At 71.4% G+C, this 19,678-nt stretch carries 18 protein-coding genes, 1 tRNA gene and 2 pseudogenes; 10 read left to right on the top strand and 11 right to left on the bottom strand.

Going from position 1 to position 19,678, the window contains the following annotated elements; translation table 11 throughout:
* Nucleotides 1-48: 48 nt before the first annotated feature.
* The 4 genes from ACFXC1_RS01535 to ACFXC1_RS01520 all read left to right on the top strand — a co-directional run bounded on the left by ACFXC1_RS01535 (nucleotide 49) and on the right by ACFXC1_RS01520 (nucleotide 4,734).
* Nucleotides 49-1,071: an MDR family NADP-dependent oxidoreductase gene (locus ACFXC1_RS01535; protein WP_381237233.1), complete on the top strand. Its 1,023-nt coding sequence runs from the start codon at nucleotides 49-51 to the stop codon at nucleotides 1,069-1,071.
* Between the two features lie 41 nt (nucleotides 1,072-1,112).
* Complete coding sequence (locus tag ACFXC1_RS01530) at nucleotides 1,113-2,213, top strand: phenazine antibiotic biosynthesis protein (protein WP_381237230.1); 1,101 nt, start codon at nucleotides 1,113-1,115, stop codon at nucleotides 2,211-2,213.
* Nucleotides 2,213-3,598, top strand: a complete 1,386-nt coding sequence (locus tag ACFXC1_RS01525; RefSeq protein ID WP_381237227.1) for an aldehyde dehydrogenase family protein — start codon at nucleotides 2,213-2,215, stop codon at nucleotides 3,596-3,598. The genes ACFXC1_RS01530 and ACFXC1_RS01525 overlap by 1 nt, the downstream gene beginning before the upstream one ends.
* A 125-nt stretch (nucleotides 3,599-3,723) precedes the next feature.
* Nucleotides 3,724-4,734, top strand: a complete 1,011-nt coding sequence (locus ACFXC1_RS01520) for an Lrp/AsnC family transcriptional regulator (protein WP_381237224.1) — start codon at nucleotides 3,724-3,726, stop codon at nucleotides 4,732-4,734.
* A gap of 72 nt (nucleotides 4,735-4,806) precedes the next feature.
* On the opposite strand, the gene ACFXC1_RS01515 is transcribed toward ACFXC1_RS01520, so the two are convergent.
* The 4 genes from ACFXC1_RS01515 to ACFXC1_RS01500 all read right to left on the bottom strand — a co-directional run bounded on the left by ACFXC1_RS01515 (nucleotide 4,807) and on the right by ACFXC1_RS01500 (nucleotide 8,182).
* Nucleotides 4,807-4,880, bottom strand: a tRNA-Pro gene (locus tag ACFXC1_RS01515).
* A 60-nt stretch (nucleotides 4,881-4,940) separates the two neighbouring features.
* On the bottom strand, nucleotides 4,941-5,855 hold the full coding sequence (locus ACFXC1_RS01510) for a YceI family protein (RefSeq protein WP_381237221.1): 915 nt from the start codon (nucleotides 5,853-5,855) through the stop codon (nucleotides 4,941-4,943).
* Nucleotides 5,856-5,924: 69 nt separating this feature from the next.
* On the bottom strand, nucleotides 5,925-6,689 hold the full coding sequence (locus tag ACFXC1_RS01505) for an NUDIX domain-containing protein (RefSeq protein WP_381237219.1): 765 nt from the start codon (nucleotides 6,687-6,689) through the stop codon (nucleotides 5,925-5,927).
* 26 nt (nucleotides 6,690-6,715) lie between these two features.
* The gene (locus ACFXC1_RS01500; RefSeq protein ID WP_381237216.1) at nucleotides 6,716-8,182 is read right to left on the bottom strand and encodes an MFS transporter; all 1,467 of its coding nucleotides are present in this window, start codon (nucleotides 8,180-8,182) and stop codon (nucleotides 6,716-6,718) included.
* Between the two features lie 149 nt (nucleotides 8,183-8,331).
* On the opposite strand from ACFXC1_RS01500, the gene ACFXC1_RS01495 reads away from it, so the two are divergent.
* Nucleotides 8,332-8,910: a TetR/AcrR family transcriptional regulator gene (locus ACFXC1_RS01495; RefSeq protein WP_381237214.1), complete on the top strand. Its 579-nt coding sequence runs from the start codon at nucleotides 8,332-8,334 to the stop codon at nucleotides 8,908-8,910.
* Between the two features lie 4 nt (nucleotides 8,911-8,914).
* Here the strand turns inward: ACFXC1_RS01495 and ACFXC1_RS01490 are convergent, their stop codons facing one another.
* From ACFXC1_RS01490 to ACFXC1_RS01480, 3 genes and pseudogenes are all read right to left on the bottom strand, one after another.
* Complete coding sequence (locus ACFXC1_RS01490) at nucleotides 8,915-9,985, bottom strand: maleylacetate reductase (RefSeq protein ID WP_381237212.1); 1,071 nt, start codon at nucleotides 9,983-9,985, stop codon at nucleotides 8,915-8,917.
* Nucleotides 9,982-10,842: an intradiol ring-cleavage dioxygenase gene (locus ACFXC1_RS01485; protein ID WP_381237210.1), complete on the bottom strand. Its 861-nt coding sequence runs from the start codon at nucleotides 10,840-10,842 to the stop codon at nucleotides 9,982-9,984. Before ACFXC1_RS01485 ends, ACFXC1_RS01490 begins: the two co-directional genes overlap by 4 nt.
* Nucleotides 10,843-10,869: 27 nt before the next feature.
* Nucleotides 10,870-11,147: pseudogene (locus tag ACFXC1_RS01480) on the bottom strand (aromatic-ring hydroxylase C-terminal domain-containing protein); the annotation flags it as partial.
* Nucleotides 11,148-11,213: 66 nt separating this feature from the next.
* Between ACFXC1_RS01480 and ACFXC1_RS01475 the strand changes: the two are divergent.
* Entirely contained in the window at nucleotides 11,214-11,597 is a 384-nt protein-coding gene (locus tag ACFXC1_RS01475; protein WP_463293152.1) for a helix-turn-helix domain-containing protein, read from the top strand.
* Nucleotides 11,598-11,631: 34 nt separating this feature from the next.
* Here ACFXC1_RS01475 and ACFXC1_RS01470 read toward each other — a convergent pair whose 3' ends face one another.
* Nucleotides 11,632-12,156, bottom strand: a complete 525-nt coding sequence (locus ACFXC1_RS01470) for a hypothetical protein (protein WP_381237209.1) — start codon at nucleotides 12,154-12,156, stop codon at nucleotides 11,632-11,634.
* 123 nt (nucleotides 12,157-12,279) lie between these two features.
* Between ACFXC1_RS01470 and ACFXC1_RS01465 the strand changes: the two genes are divergently transcribed.
* Nucleotides 12,280-12,624 carry a cupin domain-containing protein gene (locus ACFXC1_RS01465; protein WP_381237206.1) on the top strand — a complete coding sequence of 115 codons (345 nt, stop codon included), beginning with the start codon at nucleotides 12,280-12,282 and terminating at the stop codon, nucleotides 12,622-12,624.
* Between the two features lie 6 nt (nucleotides 12,625-12,630).
* Here ACFXC1_RS01465 and ACFXC1_RS01460 read toward each other — a convergent pair whose 3' ends face one another.
* Nucleotides 12,631-13,662 (bottom strand): LacI family DNA-binding transcriptional regulator, encoded by a 1,032-nt coding sequence (locus ACFXC1_RS01460; RefSeq protein ID WP_381237204.1) that lies wholly within the window; start codon nucleotides 13,660-13,662, stop codon nucleotides 12,631-12,633.
* Between the two features lie 107 nt (nucleotides 13,663-13,769).
* Here ACFXC1_RS01460 and ACFXC1_RS01455 point away from each other — a divergent pair, with 107 nt between their 5' ends.
* The 3 genes from ACFXC1_RS01455 (at nucleotide 13,770) to ACFXC1_RS01445 (ending at nucleotide 17,063) form a co-directional block, all read left to right on the top strand.
* A complete protein-coding gene (locus ACFXC1_RS01455) occupies nucleotides 13,770-14,945 on the top strand; it encodes a phytanoyl-CoA dioxygenase family protein (protein ID WP_381237203.1) in 1,176 nt (391 codons plus the stop codon).
* A 94-nt stretch (nucleotides 14,946-15,039) separates the two neighbouring features.
* The gene (locus ACFXC1_RS01450; protein ID WP_019072704.1) at nucleotides 15,040-16,044 is read left to right on the top strand and encodes a Gfo/Idh/MocA family protein; all 1,005 of its coding nucleotides are present in this window, start codon (nucleotides 15,040-15,042) and stop codon (nucleotides 16,042-16,044) included.
* Nucleotides 16,041-17,063, top strand: a complete 1,023-nt coding sequence (locus ACFXC1_RS01445; protein ID WP_381237200.1) for a Gfo/Idh/MocA family protein — start codon at nucleotides 16,041-16,043, stop codon at nucleotides 17,061-17,063. The genes ACFXC1_RS01450 and ACFXC1_RS01445 overlap by 4 nt, the downstream gene beginning before the upstream one ends.
* Here ACFXC1_RS01445 and ACFXC1_RS01440 read toward each other — a convergent pair.
* Both ACFXC1_RS01440 and ACFXC1_RS01435 read right to left on the bottom strand, forming a co-directional pair.
* Nucleotides 17,012-18,736 carry a tetratricopeptide repeat protein gene (locus ACFXC1_RS01440; protein ID WP_381237199.1) on the bottom strand — a complete coding sequence of 575 codons (1,725 nt, stop codon included), beginning with the start codon at nucleotides 18,734-18,736 and terminating at the stop codon, nucleotides 17,012-17,014. The two genes, ACFXC1_RS01445 and ACFXC1_RS01440, sit on opposite strands and share 52 nt — an antisense overlap.
* Before the next feature lie 21 nt (nucleotides 18,737-18,757).
* Nucleotides 18,758-19,597, bottom strand: a pseudogene (locus ACFXC1_RS01435) (Gfo/Idh/MocA family protein); the annotation flags it as partial.
* Between the last annotated feature and the right edge of the window lie 81 nt (nucleotides 19,598-19,678).

Here is a 19,678-nt window from a genome sequence, read left to right as displayed (position 1 = left end):
GCGTTCCGGGGCCCGACCCCATCACGTACATCCTGTTCAGGAGCGCGCATGGCCATAGTGCCCGCCACCCAGAGAGAAGTCCGCCTCCTCACCAAGCCGACCGGGCTGCCACGTCCGGAGCACTTCGGCGTGGTCGAGACCACCGTCGTACCGCCAGGGGAGGGCGAGGTGCTGGTACGCAACCTCTTCTTCCATGTCTTCGCCACGCTGCGCATCCTGATCGCGGGTGCGACCCAGGACACCCCGTTCCCCGTGCTCGACGCCGGCGACACCCTCGTCGGCGCCGCGATCGGTGAGGTCGTCGAGGCACCGGAGGGCAGCGGCCTCGGGCCGGGCGACCTGGTCTCGCACTGGCTGGGCTGGCGGGAGTACGCCGTCGTACCGGCGGCCGAGTGCACCTGGCTCGACCGTACGGCGCTGCCGGACCCGGTAGCTCACCTCCAGCAGGGCTGGACAGCGTACGCGGCGCTGACCCGCGGGGTCGAACTCCGCCCAGGTGACACCGTGTTCGTCTCCGCCGGCGGCAGCGGCATCGGTTCGATGGCCGGGCTCATCGCGCGGCAGCTGGGGGCCGGGCGGGTCATCGCCAGTGCCGGTTCGCAGGAGAAGGCGGACCGGTTGCGCACCGAACTCGGCTACGACGACGTGGTGGTCCGCGGCGCCGGACCGCTCGCGGAGCAACTGGCGAAGGCGGCACCCGACGGCATCGACGTCTACTTCGACAACGTCGGCGGAGAGCAACTGCGAGCGGCCGTGGACGCTGCGCGCCCGGGCGCCCGGTTCGTGCTCATCGGCGCGCTGTCCGGGCAGTTGGCGCCCGAGGGCACCGGGACCACGGCCCCCGTCGAGCTGGACTCGCTGCCGCTCATCCACAAGCGCATCGAGATGCGCGGCTTCAGCTCCGACGACTACGACGACAAGGACGAGTGGACGGAGCGTTTCGGTGCGTGGCTCAGGGCCGGGGAGATCACCTTCCCCCATGTCCGCGTCAAGGGCATCGAGAACGCGCCGCGGACCCTGCTGGAGGTGATCGAGGGACGGCACGTCGGTGCCGTCGTCGTCGAGCTGTAGTTCCGCAACCGCCCCGTTCGCCAACCGACTCAGGAGTCCCAGTGTCGCGAGCTGCAACCGAGGTCCTCGACCTTCCCATCGACATCCCGCCGGAGCCGGACGAGCTGATCCGGGCTGCCATGGCGTGGCACTTCGGCCCGGAGACGGGGTCACCGTTCTGGCTGGAGCGGGCCAAGAGCCTGCCGTTCGATCCGCTGACCGATGTCAGGACCCACGACGACCTCACCCTGTTCCCCAACGTGACGGCCGAGTTGCGGGACGTACGAGCGCAGGACCTCATACCGCGTGGGTACGGTCGGTCTCCCGATGTCGTCGGGGTCTTCGAGAGCGGCGGCACCACCGGGGCGCCGAAGCGCGTCGTCCTGCTGCGGGACTGGCTGGAGCGGATGCTCCACTGGAGCAACCTCAACCTCGACGCCCACGGCTTCGAGCGGGGCGTCGACTGGCTCGGCCTGGTGCCGAGCGGCCCGCACATCGTCGGCGAGTACTTCCGCAGGTCCGCGACCACTCACGGACGACACGGGTTCACCCTCGACCTCGACCCCCGGTGGGTGAAGAAGCTGATCGCCTCGGGCCACCGGGCCGAGGCGGACGCCTACGCCGAACACCTCGTCGACCAGGCGTCGTTCGTGCTGCGCACCCAGGACATCGGCGTGCTGACGATCACTCCCCCGCTGCTCGAACGCATCGCCCGGCGGGACGACTTGACCGAACTGGTCAACGAGAAGGTCCGGGCGATCCGTTGGGGCGGAACCCAACTGGACCCCGACTCCCGCCACCTCTACAAGACCGAGATCTTCCCCGACGTCGTCCTGTGCGGGAACTACGGCAGCACCATGATCCTCGGCTTCGCCGGCGAACGGCCCGGTCTGCCGGACGACGCCGGCTGTGTCTTCGACCCGTACAGCCCGTACGTCACGTTCTCCGTCGTCGACCCGAAGACGCTGCGCCCGGTGGACCACGGGGATCGGGGCCGCGTCCTCGTCCATCACGTCAGCAAGTCGTTCTTCCTGCCCAACAACCTGGAACGGGACACCGCGACCCGGATCGAAGCGCTCACCGGGCATGTGGGCGACGCCGTGGCCGACATCGCGCCGGTGGCGACCTTCGAGAACGAGGCCGTGATCGAGGGTGTGTACTGATGACCGGGCTCCGTTCCGACGTGGTCCCGCTCGACGCCCTGGGGCCCCGGGGACCGTACCGTGCCCGCAACCGACTGACCGTGTCCGACGTGGCGGGCCGGGAGAGTGCCGAACTCAGCCTCGTACCGGCCCTGTTCGTCGATCGCACGATGAAGGCCCTGCACAGGACCAGTACTCCCCCGCCCGACGAGCGGATCGGCATGATCGGCCGGGCCGCCGAACTCTTCGCCACCGCCACCCTGGACGGACTGACACCCGATGAGTACGCCCACCGGGTCAGCAGGGTCGGCGGAACGCCGATCTCCGTGGTGCGGGCCACTACGACGGCCACGGCGGCACGGCTGCGCAAAGCCCACTACAGCGTGGAGCACGCCAGGCCGGCCGCCGCCGTGCGCCGGTGGGACGATCCGCTGACCCGCACCGGGCGCGCCGTGTGGGTGCGGCGCGGGAACGTGTTCGGGGTGCACGCGGCCGGCAACCATCCTGGACCGCACAGTCTCTGGCCGGAGGCGCTCGCACTGGGCTATCGCGTCGCCGTACGGCCGTCCCGCCGTGAGCCGTTCACTCCTCACCGACTGGTCACGGCTCTGCGCGCGGCCGGCTTCGGCGACGACCAGGTGGCATTCCTGCCGACCGACCACACGACGGCGGACGCCCTGCTGCGGGGTGCCGATCTCGGGCTGGTGTACGGCGGCGATGACGTGGTGGGCAAGTACGCGGGCGACCCCTCGGTGCTGCCGCAGGGTCCGGGCCGGTCGAAGATCCTGCTGACCCGCGAGGTGGACTGGCAGGAATACCTCGACACGATCGTCGACTCGGTCAGCGCTCACGGCGGCACGGGCTGCGTCAACACCACGGCCGTCTTCGTGGAGGGTGATCCCGCCCCGCTGTGCGCCGCGCTCGCCGAACGTCTGGCGGCCGTCCCGAGCCTGCCCCCGGAGGATCCGGCCGCGGTCTTCCCCGTCCAGCCGCTGGCCACGGCCAAGGCGCTCGAAGCCCTTCTGCTGCACCGAGCGACCGGCACCAGGCCATGGCTCGGCGGCGACGGCGTCCGGGACGAACTCGGCGACGGCAGTGCCGTACTGCGCGCCGCCGTCCACCAGCTCGACCGGCCCGATGCTCCGCAGGCCGCCGTGGAACTCCCTTTCCCCTGCGTGTGGGTGGCACCCTGGACGCGCGAGGCGGGCGTCGCACCCCTGCGCAACAGCCTGGTCCTGACCGCGGCCACACACGACGACCAGCTGGTGGCCGACCTGGTGGAGGAACCGTCGATCAGCAACGTGTACGTGGGAAAGCACCCGACGTACTGGATGGACTCCGGGCTGCCGCACGACGGGTATCTCGCCGAGTTCCTCATGCGCTGCAAGTCGGTGATCAGGGACTGACACCGACCCCCTTGCCCGTGGCGGTGAATCCCCACCGCCCCCGCCGACGAGGGAGCTGCTGCCCCCTCCCCGTCGGCGGCCGTGTTTCATCCTGCCCCGCAGGGTGCGTGAAGGATGGTGTGCGAATGCTCGACGAACTCGACCGCGCCCTGATACACGCACTGCACATCGACGGACGCGCCTCCTTCACCCAGCTGGCCACCGTGCTGGCGGTGTCCCCCCAGACGATCTCCCGTCGTTACGACCGGCTCCGCGAGCAGGCGGCTCTGAGGGTCGTCGGACTGCCCGACCCTCAGCTGACAGGACACGAACAATGGCTGCTGCGTCTCACCGCCGCTCCCGAGACCGCCCTGGACCTCGCGCACGCCCTGGTGCGCCGTCCGGACACCTCATGGGTGTACCTCACCGGCGGGGGCACCGAGATCGTCGCCGTGCTGGAGACCCCCTTGGGCACCGCACACGGCCACTCGCTGCTCCTGCACGAACTGCCGCCCAGTGTGGGGCTCACGGCCGTCTCCGCCCACCACCTGCTGCACACCTACCGGGGCTGGCGCACACCATGGCGGATGAGCGCCAACACACTGACCCCGCGTCAGCAACGCATGCTGGGCGGAAGAGCGTTCCCCGGGTACGGCGAGGCACCTCCCTCCGACCACTGCCGCCAGGTCCAGCTGTCCCCCGCCGACCACGCCCTGATGGACGCGTTGCGACGGGACGGGCGGGCCGCCGTCGCGGAACTCGCCGCCGGCACCGGCTGGTCACCGGCGACGGTCTCACGACGACTGGACCACCTGCGTGCCTGCGGGGCGATCTTCTTCGACATAGAGATCGACCCCGCCCTGCTGGGCGGGACCGTCAAGGTCCTGCTGTGGATGTCGGTCTCTCCGGCTCATCTCGACGAGGTGGCGGAGTCCCTGTCCCGCCACGACGAGTTGGCCTTCGTGGCCCACACCACCGGCCCCACCAATCTCGTGGCGCACGCCCTGTGCCCGGACAGCGCCGCGCTGTACCGGTACCTCACCCACGGCCTGGGCGCGGTCAAGGCGATCAGTGCTCTGGAGACGGCGCCGGTGCTGCGTACGCTCAAGGCGGTAGGGACGATCACACCCTCGGGACCACGTGATCGCCGGGGATGAACCACGCGAAAATGACCAAGGGGCCGTTTCAGATCTCCTCTGAAACGGCCCCTGATCCACGACTTCGAAAAGTCGGGACGACAGGATTTGAACCTGCGACCCCTTGACCCCCAGTCAAGTGCGCTACCAAGCTGCGCCACGTCCCGGTCGCGTCGCACCCGGTCGGTCGGGTGAACGCGCAGGTAAACCTTACCGCATGCGCCGGGTCACTTCGGCGGCGTCGGGGTGTCGTGGGTGCGGTACATCGCCTGGGTGTCCAGCTCCAGCTGGACGGTGGGACCGACGACCGCGATGCCCCGGGCGAGCATGCTGTGCCAGTTCAACGTGTAGTCCTCGCGGTGCAGTTCGGCCGTGGCGAGGGCCGCGCAGCGGAGTTCCTCCGCGTAGCTGCCGTTGACGGTGCCCAGGTAGGTGGTGTCCAGGTTCACCGAGCGGCTCACGCCGTGCGTCGTGAGCGAACCCTGCAAGGTCCACTTGCTGCCGCCGCGGTAGGCGAACCGCGTGCTGGTGAAGTCGATGTACGGGTAGCGCTCCACGTCGAGGAAGTCACCGGAGCGCAGATGGTTGTCCCGCGTGGTGTTGCCGGTGGTGATGCCGGACGCGTCGATGCGGACGTGGACCTTGGACTCGGTCACCTCCTGGGCGATCTGGATGCCGCCCTGGAAACGCTCGAAGCGGCCGTGCACATGGGCCATGCCGACGTGCTTGGCGATGAACCGGATCGCGGTGTGCGGCGGGTCGAAGAGCCAGGTGCCGGGCGGCGGGAGTTCCTGGGCGCGGCCGGGCTGGAGCCATACGCGTTCGGTGGGCGCGGCCGTTCCGGCGGCGATCTCCACCGTCTCCTGGTGCGGCTGGAGTCCCTGGGCCGAGACGAGGAGGCTGTAGCGCCCGGGCGGCAGCGCGGCGAGGAAGAATCCGTACGGGTCGGTCGTACCGGAGGCGGTGACGCGGTGCGAGTCCAGGGCCGTCACCGTGACCTCGGCGGACGCCATGGGCACGCCCATCGGGTCGACGATCTCACGGCCGAGGCCACCGGCGCCGGACGGGAGGGGGAGCGAGAGGCCCGCCGCCGGGGCGGAGGCGCCCTGGGGCAGCCAGCGCCTGAGCAGTGCGAGGGCCATGGTGATCACCTTTCTTCACAGCAGTCGTGCACTGCCGATCTTGAAGGGATTGCCACCTTTGCGGGTGTCTCATATCGAGACACCCGTTCCGCCACCTTCCGCGTAGCGGCGGACGATCGGTTCCAGGTAGTCCGCGTGCGGACCGACCATGAGCGGGAGTTGGGCCGCCGAATGGATCAGGAAGATGTTGTCCAGCTCCGGTTCGCGGCCCTGGGCCCGCTCCGCCGCCGTCATCGCCTCGAACCGTTCGCGCAGGTGGGCCGCCGGGCGGGACGGGGCGCGGAAGAGGACGCCGATGCCGCCGTTCCCGGCGCGGGTGACGTTCCAGAAGGTGAGGTCGTCGGGCCGGGTGTCGATGCCGGTCTCCTCGATCAACTCCCGTGCGGCATGCCGGTGCAGGGCCCGCATGTCGAGCGGTTCGTCGCCCTCGGGGGGTTCGAGCGAGCCGCCCGGCAGCTGCCAACGGCCCGGCGCCGCCGTGGATTTCGACATCCGGCCGACCAACAGCCGTCCGTCGTCCGCCGGTTGGAGGACGGAGACGAAGAAGGAGGGCAGCCACGAGGTGGACCACGGGACGCGGCGGAGGGCGAAGTGCCGGTAGGTCGTCCTGACCCAGGAGACGGCCAGTCCGTACGGCCCCTCGCGCCGCGTGCCCGCGCACACCAGGACCGGCCCGTCGAAGAAGCTCGGGTTGTCCCGCACCTTCGCGTCCCACACCTGGTCCATCGCCAGCCGCTCCTCGGGCGTGAGCCGAGGAGCGGCTGATTCGACGAGCCTGAGGCGGTGGACGTCCAGGAGTTCGGCGCCGGGGCGCCGCGCGCTCTGTTCGATCATCGGCTCATGCTGGCACACCGGCCGGATCAGTTGAGGGCGCCGGGAGCCATCACCGACGCTTCCTCCTCCGCCTTCAGGAGCGCCGACTCGGAGGTGCTGACCGTTGTTCCTCCGCTACGGCCGGACCGTCGCGCCGGCACCAGGAGCGCGGCCAGCGCGGCCCCGAGGAGCAGCACCGCCAGCAGCGCGAATCCGTGGGTGTACCCGGAGCCGTACGGCAGGCCGGACGCCTGGAGGTGGCCGGTGACCAGGACGCTGGTCACCGCGGCGCCGATGGAGCCGCCGATGGTGCGGATGTTGGCGTTCATGCCGGTCGCGGCGCCGGTCTGCTCGGGCGGGACGCTGCCGACGATGAGGTTGGCCATGGAGGCGAAGGCGAGTCCGATGCCGAGGCCGAAGATGCCCGCGACGAGGGCGATCTGCCACTGCTGGTCGTGCCAGAGGGCGAGGATGGCGCAGGCGACCGCTCCGAGTGCCGCACCGGTGGTGAGCAGCGCCTTGGCGCCGACGACGGGCTCCAGCCGGCCGCTGAGCACGCCGGAGACGAACATCGCGAGGAGCATCGGCAGCATGAGGAGTCCGGACGCGGTGACGCTGGCGCCGAAGCCGTAGCCGGCGGACGACGGGGTCTGCACGAAGCCGGGCAGGAAGGACCAGATCGAGTACATGCCCGCGCCGAACAGCAGCGCGGCGGTGTTGGTGGTCCACACGGACGGCAGGCGCATCACCTTGAGGTCGATGAGCGGGCTGCGGGAGCGGGCCTCGGCGAACAGCCAGGCCGCGAAGAGTACGACGGCCGCGGCGAACAGGCCCACGACCCGGATGGAGCCCCAGCCCCATCGGCTCGCCTGGCTGAGCGGGAGCAGCAGGGCGACCAGCCAGCCCGAAAGGAGCACGGCACCCGACCAGTTGACGCTTCCCTCGGCGCGGCTCGGCGACTCGGGGACGTAGCGCAGGGCGATGAGGGTGGTGACGGCGACGATGGCGACGGGGAACCAGAACAGCCAGCGGTAGTCGAGCGCGGACACGATGGGTCCGGCGGCCACCATGCCGACACCGCCGCCCGCGGCGATCACGGCGGACAGGTTGCTGATACTGCCCGGGACCTGGGACGCGTCGAACTCGTCGCGGATGATGCCGAACGAGAGCGGGAACAGCGCACCGCCGATGCCCTGTACGACCCGGGCGACGATCAGTACGCCGATGTTGGGCGCCAGCGCGGCGACGAGACAGCCGGCCAGGACGGCCAGCAGGACGGCGACGAGGGTGCGTTTCTTGCCGATCAGGTCGCCGACGCGGCCGAGTATCGGGGTGAAGACCGAGGCGGACAGCAGATAGGCCGTCATCACCCAGGTCGCGGTGGACTGGGAGGTGTGCAGCGCGTGCTGGACGGTCGGCAGGGCCGGCGCGATCAGCGACTGCAGCATGGAGAAGACGCCCGCTCCCGTCGCGAGAACCGCGAAGGTGAGGCGGGTGGTGGATGTGCGGGGCATGGAGAGCCTCTCCGAAACAAGCAGGCAGGGCACGTCCGCACGCGCATGTCCACGGCGGTACGCACCCGCCACTGCTAAAGTGGAGGTACCCCTCCACCATAACGGAGGCACCCCTCCGGTTCAACCCAGCCCGCCCCCGGGAGGCACCAGTGACGGCCCAGCCGTTCCCCGTCAGCGAGATCGTCGCGGCCCAGCGCCCCCACCGTAAGGACGCCGCCCGCAACTACGACGCCCTGCTGGCCGCCGCCCGCGAGGCCTTCGCGGAGCACGGTTCGGAGGCGTCGCTGGAGGACATCGCGCGCCGCGCGGGCGTCGGCATCGGCACGCTCTACCGGAACTTCCCGACCCGCCGGTCCCTCTTCGAGAGCGTCTACGCGGACGAGGTCAACGCCCTGTGCCAGGTCGCCCTGGCCGTCGCCGACCAGGAGCCGTGGGAGGCGCTGAACTCGTGGCTGAACCGTTTCGCCGGCTACATGGTGACCAAGCAGGCGGTGCGCGAGGCGCTGGACAACGACTCGGAGATCTTCGGGACCTGCCGCGAGTCGATGTTCTCCGCGGGCGGTCCGCTGTTCGAGCGCGCGCAGAAGGCGGGCGTGGCCCGCGCGGACATGGACTTCGGCGACCTGCTGCGCCTGGTGGCCGGCGTCACCGGGACGAAGTTCGTGGACGACGCCCAGCGCGACCGCGTCCTGGCCATCGCGCTGGACGGCGTCCGCACGAACCACTGAGCGACTAGGCGGGGGGCCTTCCCTCGTACGCCGCGCGCAGCAACGCGAGCACCCCGTCCTCGGTGACCGGCCGGGGGTTGGCGTACGCCTGGCTCACCGCCTGCGCGGCGGCTGTCGCCAAGTCACTCTCCCTCAGGCCGAGTTCGGCGAGCGAGCGCGGGGCGCCGAGCCGCCCGGCCAGCTCCCACAGGGCAGTTGGGGCATCCTCGGCGTCCAGCGCACGGGCCACGGCGGCCGCCGCCTGCGGTGCGGCGGGCGCGTTGTACGCCAGCGCGTACGGCAGCACCACCGTGTGCGTCTCCGCGTGCGGGAGGCCGAAGGTGCCGCCGAGGACATGGCACAGCTTGTGGTGCAGGCCCATGGTCGTGGCGCCGAGGCACGAACCGCACAGCCAGGCCCCGTACAGCGCACGGCTCCGGGCCTCCAACGACCGCGGCTCGGCGGCCAGTTCGGGGAGCGCGTCCGCCAGCACCCCTACGCCCTCCTCCGCCATCATCGCCATCAACGGCGAGTTGTCCGGGGCGTACAGGGCCTCCACGGCGTGCGCGATCGCATTGACACCGCTGGTCACCGTGAGCGGTACGGGGAGTTCCAGGGTGAGTTCGGGGTCGTAGACGACGCTGCGGGGCCGGACAACGGGGTCGCGGCCGGTGCGTTTGGCGCCGTTCTCGGTGAGGCCCCAGACCGGGGTCATCTCGGAGCCGGAGTAGGTGGAGGGTACGGCGATCAGCGGGAGGCCGGTGCGCAGAGCGATGGCCTTGCCGAGACCGATCGCCGAGCCGCCGCCGACCGCGACGCATCCGTCGGCGCCCAGCGAGCGCGCCAACTCGACGGCACGGCCGGCGACTTCGATCGGGACGTGCATACGAGCCTCCGCGTGCACCCCGACGCACACCTCTCCCAGCGAGTCGGCAACCGCCTGCGCGGTGTCGGCGCCACGGGCCCCCGAGAGCACCAACACCCGCCGCAGCCCGAGCCGTTCGGCCTCACCGGCGGTCGCTGTCAGTGCGGCGCCGGGGCGGAAGACGACCCGCATGGGCTGGGCGTCGTAGGCGAAGTCCAGGGAGCCCTTCACGACTGCTGCTCCAGTACGAGGTCGAACTGCGCGTGCCGGAAGGGGTTGGCGATGCCGAACTCCTTTGCCAGGGACGGGTTGTCGGTCGTCGCGAAGTCCTCGACGAGGCTCTGTTTCACGGCGAAGACGGCGTCGGAGTCGAGGTAGTCGCTGCCCGCGACGAAGATGTGGGTGGTGACGGGGGTGTGGCCGTCGGCCGAGGCGATGAAGTGGATGTGGGCGGGGCGGTAGGGGTGGCGGCCGGTCGCCCTGAGGAGGTCGCCGACCGGGCCGTCCGTGGGGATGGGGTATGGGCTCGGCACACACGTGCGGAACCAGAAGCGGCCCTCGGCGTCCGTGGTGAACAACCCCCGTCCGTTGCCCGGGGGTTGGACGTCCGGCTGCTGCACGTCGTAGAAGCCCTTGCCGTCCGTCTGCCACACGTCGAGGAGGGCGCCGGGGAGCGGGGTGCCGTCCCCCGACACGACCCGGCCGCTGACCACACAGGGCTCGCCGCCGCCCACCAGGTCGATGTTCGCGCCGAGTTCACGGACCGGCGACTCGGTCATGTGGAAGGGGCCGAGCACCGTCGACTCGGTGGCGCCGGCCTCGCGGTCTCCGTTGATGGTCTCCACTAGCAACGACAGGCCGAGCACGTCCGACAGGAGGATGAACTCCTGCCGGGTGTCCGTGCAGGTCTGCCCGGTCTCCGTCAGAAAGCCGATCGCCCGCTCCCACTCCGCCTGGGTGAGGCGGGTCTCCAGCGCGAACGCGTGCAGATGCCGGATCAGACCGGATAGCAGTTCACGCAGGCGCGGGTCGGCGGTGTCCCGCAGACTCGCGACGGCCTCGTCCGTGACGGTGACGTGAGTGGTCATTTACGGCTCCCTGCCCGATACGAAATGTCAGCCGTGCCCGAGGATGCGGCGCAGCGCCTCCGTGAGCAACTGTTCGGCGTTCTCGGCCGCGTCGGCGTGACGGAAGGCGACATAGCCGTCCGGGCGGACCAACAGGGCGCCCGCGTCGGACACCTCGCTGAGGCGGGCCCAGTCGCCGCACGGGTCCTCGTACTGCCGGCCGGGGCCGATGACGACCGTGGCGATGTCGAGGGACCGTGCCTGAGCCGCGCCCAGCCAGGTCTCGCCACCGATGCCGGTGAGGGGGTGAAGCGGCCCTTGCCGACACGCTGGCCGCCCGGTCGGTCGCGCTGCCCGCGCTGCTTGAACGCCGGGAGGACGTAGGGGAGTTGTTGCCGGTCCTGGCTCCCCGCCCCGCCCCGGGACAGCCGCCGCTCAGCTGGACGCTGGACGCGCTGCGGGCCCTGGAGGAACACCCGTGGCCCGGGAACGTCACCGAACTCGCGCATGTCGTACGGGCGTTGGCGGAACACCGGCGGGTCACCGGTCCGGTGCGCCGGGCCGAACTCCCCGACCCCGTCCGGGAGGGCCCGGCGGCCCGGCGGCCCGGCGGCCCGGCGGCCCGGCGGCTCAGCCAGATGGAGCACGCCGAACGCGCCGCGATCCTGGCCGCGTTGCGTCGGCACGGCGGCAACAAGGCGCGGGCGGCTGCCGCGTTGGGGATCGGGCGGGCGACGCTGTACCGGAAGCTGCGCGGATACCAGGGCGTCTCCTAACAGGCCGTACGGGCCCGTCCGGCGGCGAACCCGCCTATTTGATCAAGGCGTTCGCCACGACCACGACCACCCCGAGCAGCGCGTCCACCGCCCCGATCGCCACGGCGACCACCCAACTCCGCGCCGACCAGCGGGCGGTGACCAGGCCCAGGCCGAACAGCAGCGCGATGTTGAGGACGAAGGCCGCGTACTCGACTCCGTTCGCGGGCCACCAGCCCCAGCCCGCCCCGGCCAGCAGCAGTACGGTGGGCAGTGCGGCGGCGACCAGCGGCCACTCGTCGCGCAGGGTGCGCAGGGCGTCCCAGCGGCGGTGCGGGGCGCGCTCGGCGATGTAGTGGGCGTACCCGTGGGCCAGCGCCGAGGCGCCGGCGGTGACCAGCAGCCACAGGGCGTCGTAGCGGCGGCTGCCTTGGGAGGTGTGGCCGTACTGGGTGAGCGCGGCGACCATCGAGCAGGCCAGGACGGCGCCGTAGACGCCTCCGAAGAGGATGTTCTCCCGGGTCGCGTGCGCGTGCGCGTGCGGGTACGGGTCGGGGACGGCCTCCGTGGTCTGCGCCATGCCCTCCACCATCGCCCGGGGCCACCCGGGCCGCCACTCCGCGACGAAGTGTCCTCCCACCTGGGCCGATGCCCCACACAGTGTCCACATCCGTGCCATGGGCGGCCGGGCTAGGGTCGCGGCATGACGCACAGTTTCGTTGTCCGCATCCCCGACGCCGAGCTCGAACCCGAGCCGCTGGACCCGGCGCAGATCGTCTCCGGCACACCCGAGGTGACCGGGAAGGAGGTGTGGGAGTCCGAGGACGGGCGGCAGATCCGCGGGATCTGGCAGATCACCCCGGGTGTGGTCACCGACACGGAGGCGGACGAGCTGTTCGTGGTGATCAGCGGCTCGGCCACCATCGAGGTCGAGGGCGGCGAGACCCTGGAGGTCGGTCCCGGGGACATGGCCGTGCTGCGCGAGGGCGACCGTACGACGTGGACGGTGCACGAGACGCTGCGCAAGGCGTACGCCATCAATCTGTGAACCGCCTCAACGCAGGGGCGGCGTAGGCAAGTTGTAGGGCGTGACCACCTGGATCGAGGACGGCAGGGTCGGGCCCGCCGGCGGCAGCGCGTCGTGGGCGCGCATCACGATGCGGCAGGCCTCGCGGACGTCCTGGCGCAGGTCGTGGTGGAGGACGGCCGACAGCTTCTGCTCGTGCAGCAGCCGGGTGTTGTCGTGGTCGAGGTCGTGCGCGACGAACACGGCGCACTCGCGGCCCAGGTCGGCGAAGGCACGCAGGGTCGCGATGTTGCCGCCGCCGATCGAGTAGACCGCGCGGATGTCCGGGTCGCGCTTCAGGGCGGCCCGGACCAGTTCGTACTGGGTGGCGTCGAGGCCGTGGCCCTCGGTGATCTCGACGAGGGACCGGTCCGGGTAGCGGGCGCGCATGGTGCTGCGGAAGCCCATCTCGCGCTCCTCCTCGTTGCGGAAGAATCCGCTGCTCAGGCTGGTGAGGACATTGCCGGGGCGGTCGCCGAGCCACTGGCCCATCAGATAGGCGGCGGTGGCGCCCGCGGCCCGGTTGTCGATGCCGACGTAGGCGAGGCGGGCGCTGGCGGGCAGGTCGGTGACCAGGGTGACGACCGGGATGCCGGCGGTGACGAGCCGGCCGACGGCCGCGGTGATCTCGGGGACGTCCGGCGCCTTCAGGATCACGCCCTGCGAGCCGCGCCGGGCGATCCGGTCCAGGGTCCCGACGAGTTCCTTCACCGGCGCGGTCTCCCGGAAGTGGAATCGGGAGCGCACCACGGCCGGGTGCAGATCGGGCAGCTCCGCCTCCAGCGCCACCCGTACGGCCGTGGAGAACCGCTCCGGTGTCTGCATCACGATGTCGATCATGAACGTGCGGCCGACCAGCCTGACCTGGGTGCGCTGCCGGTCGAGATCGGCGATCGCCTGCCGGACCTCACGCTCGGTGCTCTCGCGGACACCGCCCCTGCCGTTCAGAACCCGGTCCACGGTGGCCTCGCTGAGGCCCGCCTGACGTGCGATTTCCCTGATCGGGAAGGGGTGGCCCACCGGTCGTCTCCTTGAGGGGTTTTTGATGGCTCGCTGCCGGTTGTTCGAAGGGTTTGTACTGACAAGAATGACAGGACCGCACCACCACGTGACCCGAGGGGACGACGATGTCCTTCACATCCGCAGAACGCCCCGCCTGGCTCACCGAGCAGGACTGCGATCTCGACACCTTCCGCACGCTCGTCGAGCGGCCCACCGACCTCGGCGACTTCCCGTACGCGTCCTCGGTCGAGCGGAACGTCCTCGTCTACGACAGCGCCCGGCTCCGCAAGTCCGTGGCGGCCGGTGAGCGCCGCGAGGTGCAGGCCGAGCTGGTGCGGGTGTTCGCCGAGGGACCCGGCATCGTGGTCCTGCGGGAAGCGTTCCCGGACGCGTCGGTGGTGGACCGTGCGACCGAGGTCTTCGAGGCGCTGATCGCCGAGCAGCACGCCTCCGGCGCGGGCGCCGGTGACCACTTCGCGAAGCCGGGGGCCAACGACCGGGTGTGGAACGCCCTGGAGAAGGCCGCGCTCTACGACCCGGAGGCGTTCGCCGACTACTACGCGAACGACATGCTGGCCCTGGTGTCCGTCGCCTGGCTCGGCCCCGGCTACCAGGTCACCTCGCAGATCAACGTGGTCCACCCGGGCGGCGCGGCGCAGACCGTGCACCGCGACTACCACCTCGGCTTCCTCGGCAACGAGACCGCCGCCGGCTACCCGGCGCACGTGCACCGCCTCTCCCCCGTGCTCACCCTCCAAGGAGCCGTCGCGCACTGCGACATGCCGGTCGAGTCGGGGCCGACGATGTACCTGCCGCACTCGCAGAAGTACGAGCCGGGCTACCTGGCGTGGCGACTCCCGGAATTCCAGGCCTACTTCGAGGCCAACCACGTCCAACTCCCGCTCGCCAAGGGCGACGCCGCGTTCTTCAACCCGGCGCTGTTCCACGCGGCCGGCACCAACCGCACCGCCGACGTACGGCGCATGGCCAACCTGCTCCAGGTGTCCTCAGCGTTCGGGCGGGCGATGGAGACGGTGGACCGCGAGGCCGTCAGCAACGCGGTCTTCCCGGTGCTGCTCAGGCGGAAGGCCGAGGGCGTGCGCGAGGAGTGGCTGGACGCGGTCGTCGCGGCCAGCGCCGAGGGCTATCCCTTCCCCACCAACCTCGACAACGACCCGCCCGTCGAGGGTCTCGCCCCGCCCTCGCAGGCCGACATCGTGCGCCGCGCGGTGCGCGAGGGGTGGGCCCCGCAGGCGCTCCGCGGGGAGCTGCGGGCCGGCGCCGAGCGGCGCGAGAGCTGAGGAGCACCCCCGACCGACGTTCACCGTCTCGCGAGCGACCCCCGCGAGAGACAACAGCAGGAAACCCGCACCCCTCAAGAAAGCAAGAGCCCTCATGCGCATCGGAATCCTCGGCCTCGGCCGCATCGGCGCCTTCCACGCCGAGACCCTGTCCGGACTCGACGTGGTCGAGTCCCTCGTCGTGGCCGACCCGTTCGCGGAGGCCGCCAAGAAGGCCGCCGAGCGGTTCGGCGCCGAGGTCGCGGACTCCCCCGAGGCCGTGCTGGCCGCCGGGGTCGACGGTGTCGTGGTGGCCGCGGCGACCGACGCCCACCCGGGCCTGATCCTGGCCGCCGTCGAGGCGGGCATCCCCGTCTTCTGCGAGAAGCCCGTCGCCAAGACGATGGCCGAGGGCGTCCAGGTCCTCAAGGCCGTCGAGGGCAGCGACGTGCCGATCCAGATCGGCTACAACCGCCGCTTCGACACCGGCTTCGTCAACGCGCGCGCCGCCGTGCAGTCCGGCGAGCTGGGCAAGCTGCACACCGTACGGTCGACCACACTGGACCCGGCGCCGCCGCCCGCCGCGTACATCGCCGCGTCCGGTGGCATCTTCCGCGACTGTTCCGTGCACGACTTCGACATCATCCGCTGGGTCACCGGCCGTGAGGTCGTCGAGGTGTACGCGGTCGGCGGCAACCGGGGCGCCGAGTACATCAAGGAGGCGGGCGACGCCGACACCACCGGCGCCATCCTCACGCTGGACGACGGCACCATCGCGGTGGTCTCCAACTCCCGCCACAACGCCCGGGGTTACGACGTCCGCATGGAGATCCACGGCTTCACCGACTCCATCGCGGTCGGCCTGGAGGACAAGCTGCCGCTGCGCTCCGTGGAGCCCGGCGTGACCTTCCCGGCCGGTGTCCCGCACGACTTCTTCATGGACCGCTTCACCGCCGCCTACCGCGCCGAACTCACCGCGTTCACCGAGGTGGTGGCCGGCACCCGCACCTCACCCTGCACCGTCGCCGACGCGCTGGAGGCCGGCTGGATCGCCGACGCCTGCACCCTGTCGCTGCACGAGCACCGCCCCGTCACCATCCAGGAGGTACGCGAAGCATGAGCGGTCCGGGCCGGGAACCACTGCGCATCGGAGTACTGGGAGCCGCTCGGATCACCGAGCAGTCCCTGATCGGCCCGGCCCGGACGACCGGCCACCGCCTCGTGGCGGTGGCCGCCCGCGACCGGGACCGCGCGGAGGCGTACGCCGCGGCGCACCGCGTCGAGCGGGTCGCGGACTCGTACGCCGACCTGATCGCCGACCCCGAGGTGGAGGTCGTCTACAACCCCCTCGCCAACGGTCTGCACGGACCGTGGAACCTCGCCGCCCTGGAGGCGGGCAAGCACGTCCTCTCGGAGAAGCCCTCGGCGAGCAACGCCGAGGAGGCGGCCGAGGTCCGGGAGGCCGCGGCCAAGTCCGGCACCGTCTTCATGGAGGCCTTCCACTACCTCTTCCACCCGGTCACCCGCCGCCTGCACGAGCTGCTGGCCTCCGGTGAACTCGGTGAACTGCGGCACGTGGAGACCCTCGTGGCGATCCCGGCCCCGCCGGACACCGACCCGCGCTGGTCGCTCGACCTGGCCGGCGGCGCGGTCATGGACCTGGGCTGCTACAGCCTGCACGCCCAGCGCATGCTCGCGCCCTGGGCGGGCGGCGCACCCCGGCTGGTCTCGGCCCGGGGCGGCGAACGCGCAGGCGCGCCGGGCGTCGACGAGTGGCTGGACGCCGACCTCGCCTTCCCGAGCGGCGCCACGGGCTCCGCCCGCTGCCACATGGCCTACGACGAGATGGTGATGAGCTGCCGGATCACCGGCAGCCGGGGCGAGGCGTTCTCGCCGAACTTCGTCCTTCCCCACCTGGACGACCGGGTCGTCATCCGCACGACGGACGGCGAGCGCACGGAGCGGCTCGGCCGCCGCTCCTCGTACACCTACCAACTGGAGGCGTTCGCCGCCCGGTTGAGAAACGGCGCACCTCTGCCGCTGGGCCCGGACGACGCGGTCGCGACGATGACCCTCATCGACGAGGCCTACCGCTCGGCGGGCTTCGCACCCCGGCCGCGGGTGTCGGTTCTGCGGTAGACGAAGGTCGGGTACGGCTCCCCGACCACCCGCTCCCACGCCCGGACGACGTCGATGTCGTCCGGGCGTTCGGCACGCGCCTCGGCGAACGCGATGACGCACCGGGCGTGGACGTCTCTGGCGTCGGTGCGGCGGGTGAGGTCGAGCAGGGAGCGCAGGGCGGCGACCGCCTCCTCTGGACGAGCCGCGGCCAGTTGTTCCTGGACCTCGGTGTCGAGCGCGCCGGCGAGAGCCGAGACCGAGACCGCCAGTTCCGCGTCGACGCCGGGGACGCCGATCAGGTCCCTCAGGACGGCCTCGGCCTCCTCGTAGCGGGCGACGGCGGCGGTGTGGTCGCCGGCGAGGCCGAGGGCCTGGGCCAGGACCCGCAGGCGGCGGGCCGTCGAGCGACCGTGGGTCTCGCTGTCGGACTCGGCGAGCCGGCGGGTGATGTCGACTGCTTCGCGGGCGCTCGACACGGCCGACTCGGCGTCGTCGGCACTCTGCTGACGGACACTCAGGTTGGCGAGGATGCGGGCGAGTTGGTCCTCGTGCCGCCCGACGCGCCGGTACGCTGCCACGGCCCGCTCCGTGTCCGCCACGGCCTTGAGGTGGTCACCGCTCCTCCGGTGACAGCGGGCCAGGTCGTCCAGGGTGTCGGCGAGCAGCGGCTCGAAGGCCTCCGGCCGGTCGGCGGCAAGGCGGGTGTACAGCCCGGCGAGTTCCGTGAGGGTGGCCAACTGCTCGTCGTACGCTGCCAGTTCGTCGAGGACGAGGCCCAGGCAGTGCAGCGCCTCGGCGAACCACTCGGGCTGGTCGGCCAGTTCACGGGCCTCGGAGACCGCCTCTTCGGCGAGCGTGCGCGCGGCAGCGGGAGAGCCCGTCGCGTCGTGGCAGTAGGCCAGGTCCGTGAGGAGCCGGACGCGCAACGGCAGGACGAGATCCGGATAGAACCTCGCGATCATCCCGTACACCGCTTCCTTCGCCTCGGACTCCAGCGCGAGGACCTCCTCGTACCGGCCGAGCGCCCGCAGTCCGCCGGCCAACTCGACCAGCACCTGAGCCCGCAGCCGCAGGAAACGCGACAACTGCCGTACGGGCATGGCCCGCAGGAGGTCGGCACACTCCAGGTACACGGCGACGGACTCCGCCGTACGGCCGACGAGGGCGAACGCGAGTCCCTGCGTGCGCAAGGCGACCGGCAGAGCACCCAGGCTTCGGTCCCGCCGCGCGGGAGGCGGCGAGCCGCGGTACAACCGCACGCACTCGAGGGCGGGTTCCTGGGCCTCCTCCGCCCGGCCACCGAAGACGAGCGCCTGTGCCCGCGCGTGAGCGGCGCACGCGGTCAGGGCCGGGGACCTCCGCGCACCCGGCACCTCCAGCGCAGCGTCCACGGCGGTGCCGGCTTCCGCGTACCGCTCCGCGAGCATCAGGGTGTGGGCGTGGACGACCAGTGCGCGGCTCAGCGCGTCCAACTGGCGTTGTTCGGGGTCGGTTTGTTCGGCCTTGGAGCGGTACAGGGCGACCGCTTCCCGGGCCCGGGCCGACCGGCGGACGGGCGGCGGCGGACGCAGCAGGGCCCAGCCGGGGACCGCGCAGTGCAGCAACGCGGTCCCGAGCAGCGGAACTCCCGGACCGGGAGCCAGGCGTGCCGTCGCACGCAGCAACGGCAGCAGCATGCGCACCGGGCCCATCCGCGCCTCCCCCTGAAGTCGCTATCGGTAGAGCGCGGGCCGCTCCACCAACTCGACCTCCACCCGCACACCCTCCTCCAACGCCCGTACGCCCGCCTCGCACACGGCCGCCGACGCGTAGCCGTCCCAGGCGGTCGGGCCGGTCACCTCGCCTCGGCGGGTGGCGTCGACCCAGGTCTGGATCTCGCGGTCGTAGGCGTCGGCGAAGCGTTCGGTGAAGTCCTGGGCGATGGTGCCGCCCCAGCGGCCGGCCATGTTGGTGACCATGGCGTGGCCGTCGCCGATGCGGGCGGTGCCGCGTTCGCAGACGATCTCGGCCTGGACCTGGTAGCCGAAGCCGCAGTTGACGAACATCTCGACGTCGACGATCGCGCCGCCGTCGGTCTCGAAGACGACGAACTGCGGGTCCTGGAGATCGTCCGGAGCGCTCGCCGAGGGCCGCGGGCGCAGCACGTGGACGGCCGTGATCTCGTGTCCGAGGAGCCAACGGGTCGCGTCGGTCTCGTGGGCCACGGAGTCGCTGATCAGCATGGAGCTGGTGAAGAAGGGCGGGCTGGCCGCGTTGCGGTGCCGGTTGTGCAGCATCAGCGGCCGGCCCAACTGGCCTGTTTCCAGGAGGGACTTGAGCTTCATGTACTCGGCGTCGTAGCGCCGCATGAAGCCGACCTGGACCCGGCGGTGGCCGAGGCGCACCTCGGCCTCCAGGACGCGCAGCGCGGAGGCCGCGTCGGGGGTGAGCGGCTTCTCGCACAGGACCGGCAGGTCGTGCTCGAAGGCCGTCAGCAGGGCCGCCTCGTGGGCGGGGCCCGGTGAGGCGATCAGGACCGCGTCGACGTCGGGCGCCCCCCACGCGGCGGCCGGGGGCGGGTTTTACAGGGGGTTATAGAAAAAAACGCACCCCCCCGCGATAAAAAGAACTAGGGTGTCGGCGGGGGGGGGTTA

This window comes from Streptomyces hokutonensis, assembly GCF_042751305.1.
Lineage (GTDB): Bacteria > Actinomycetota > Actinomycetes > Streptomycetales > Streptomycetaceae > Streptomyces > Streptomyces hokutonensis_A.
Note: the sequence above shows the minus strand (reverse complement) of the source record. Positions and strands in the feature narration are given on the sequence as shown.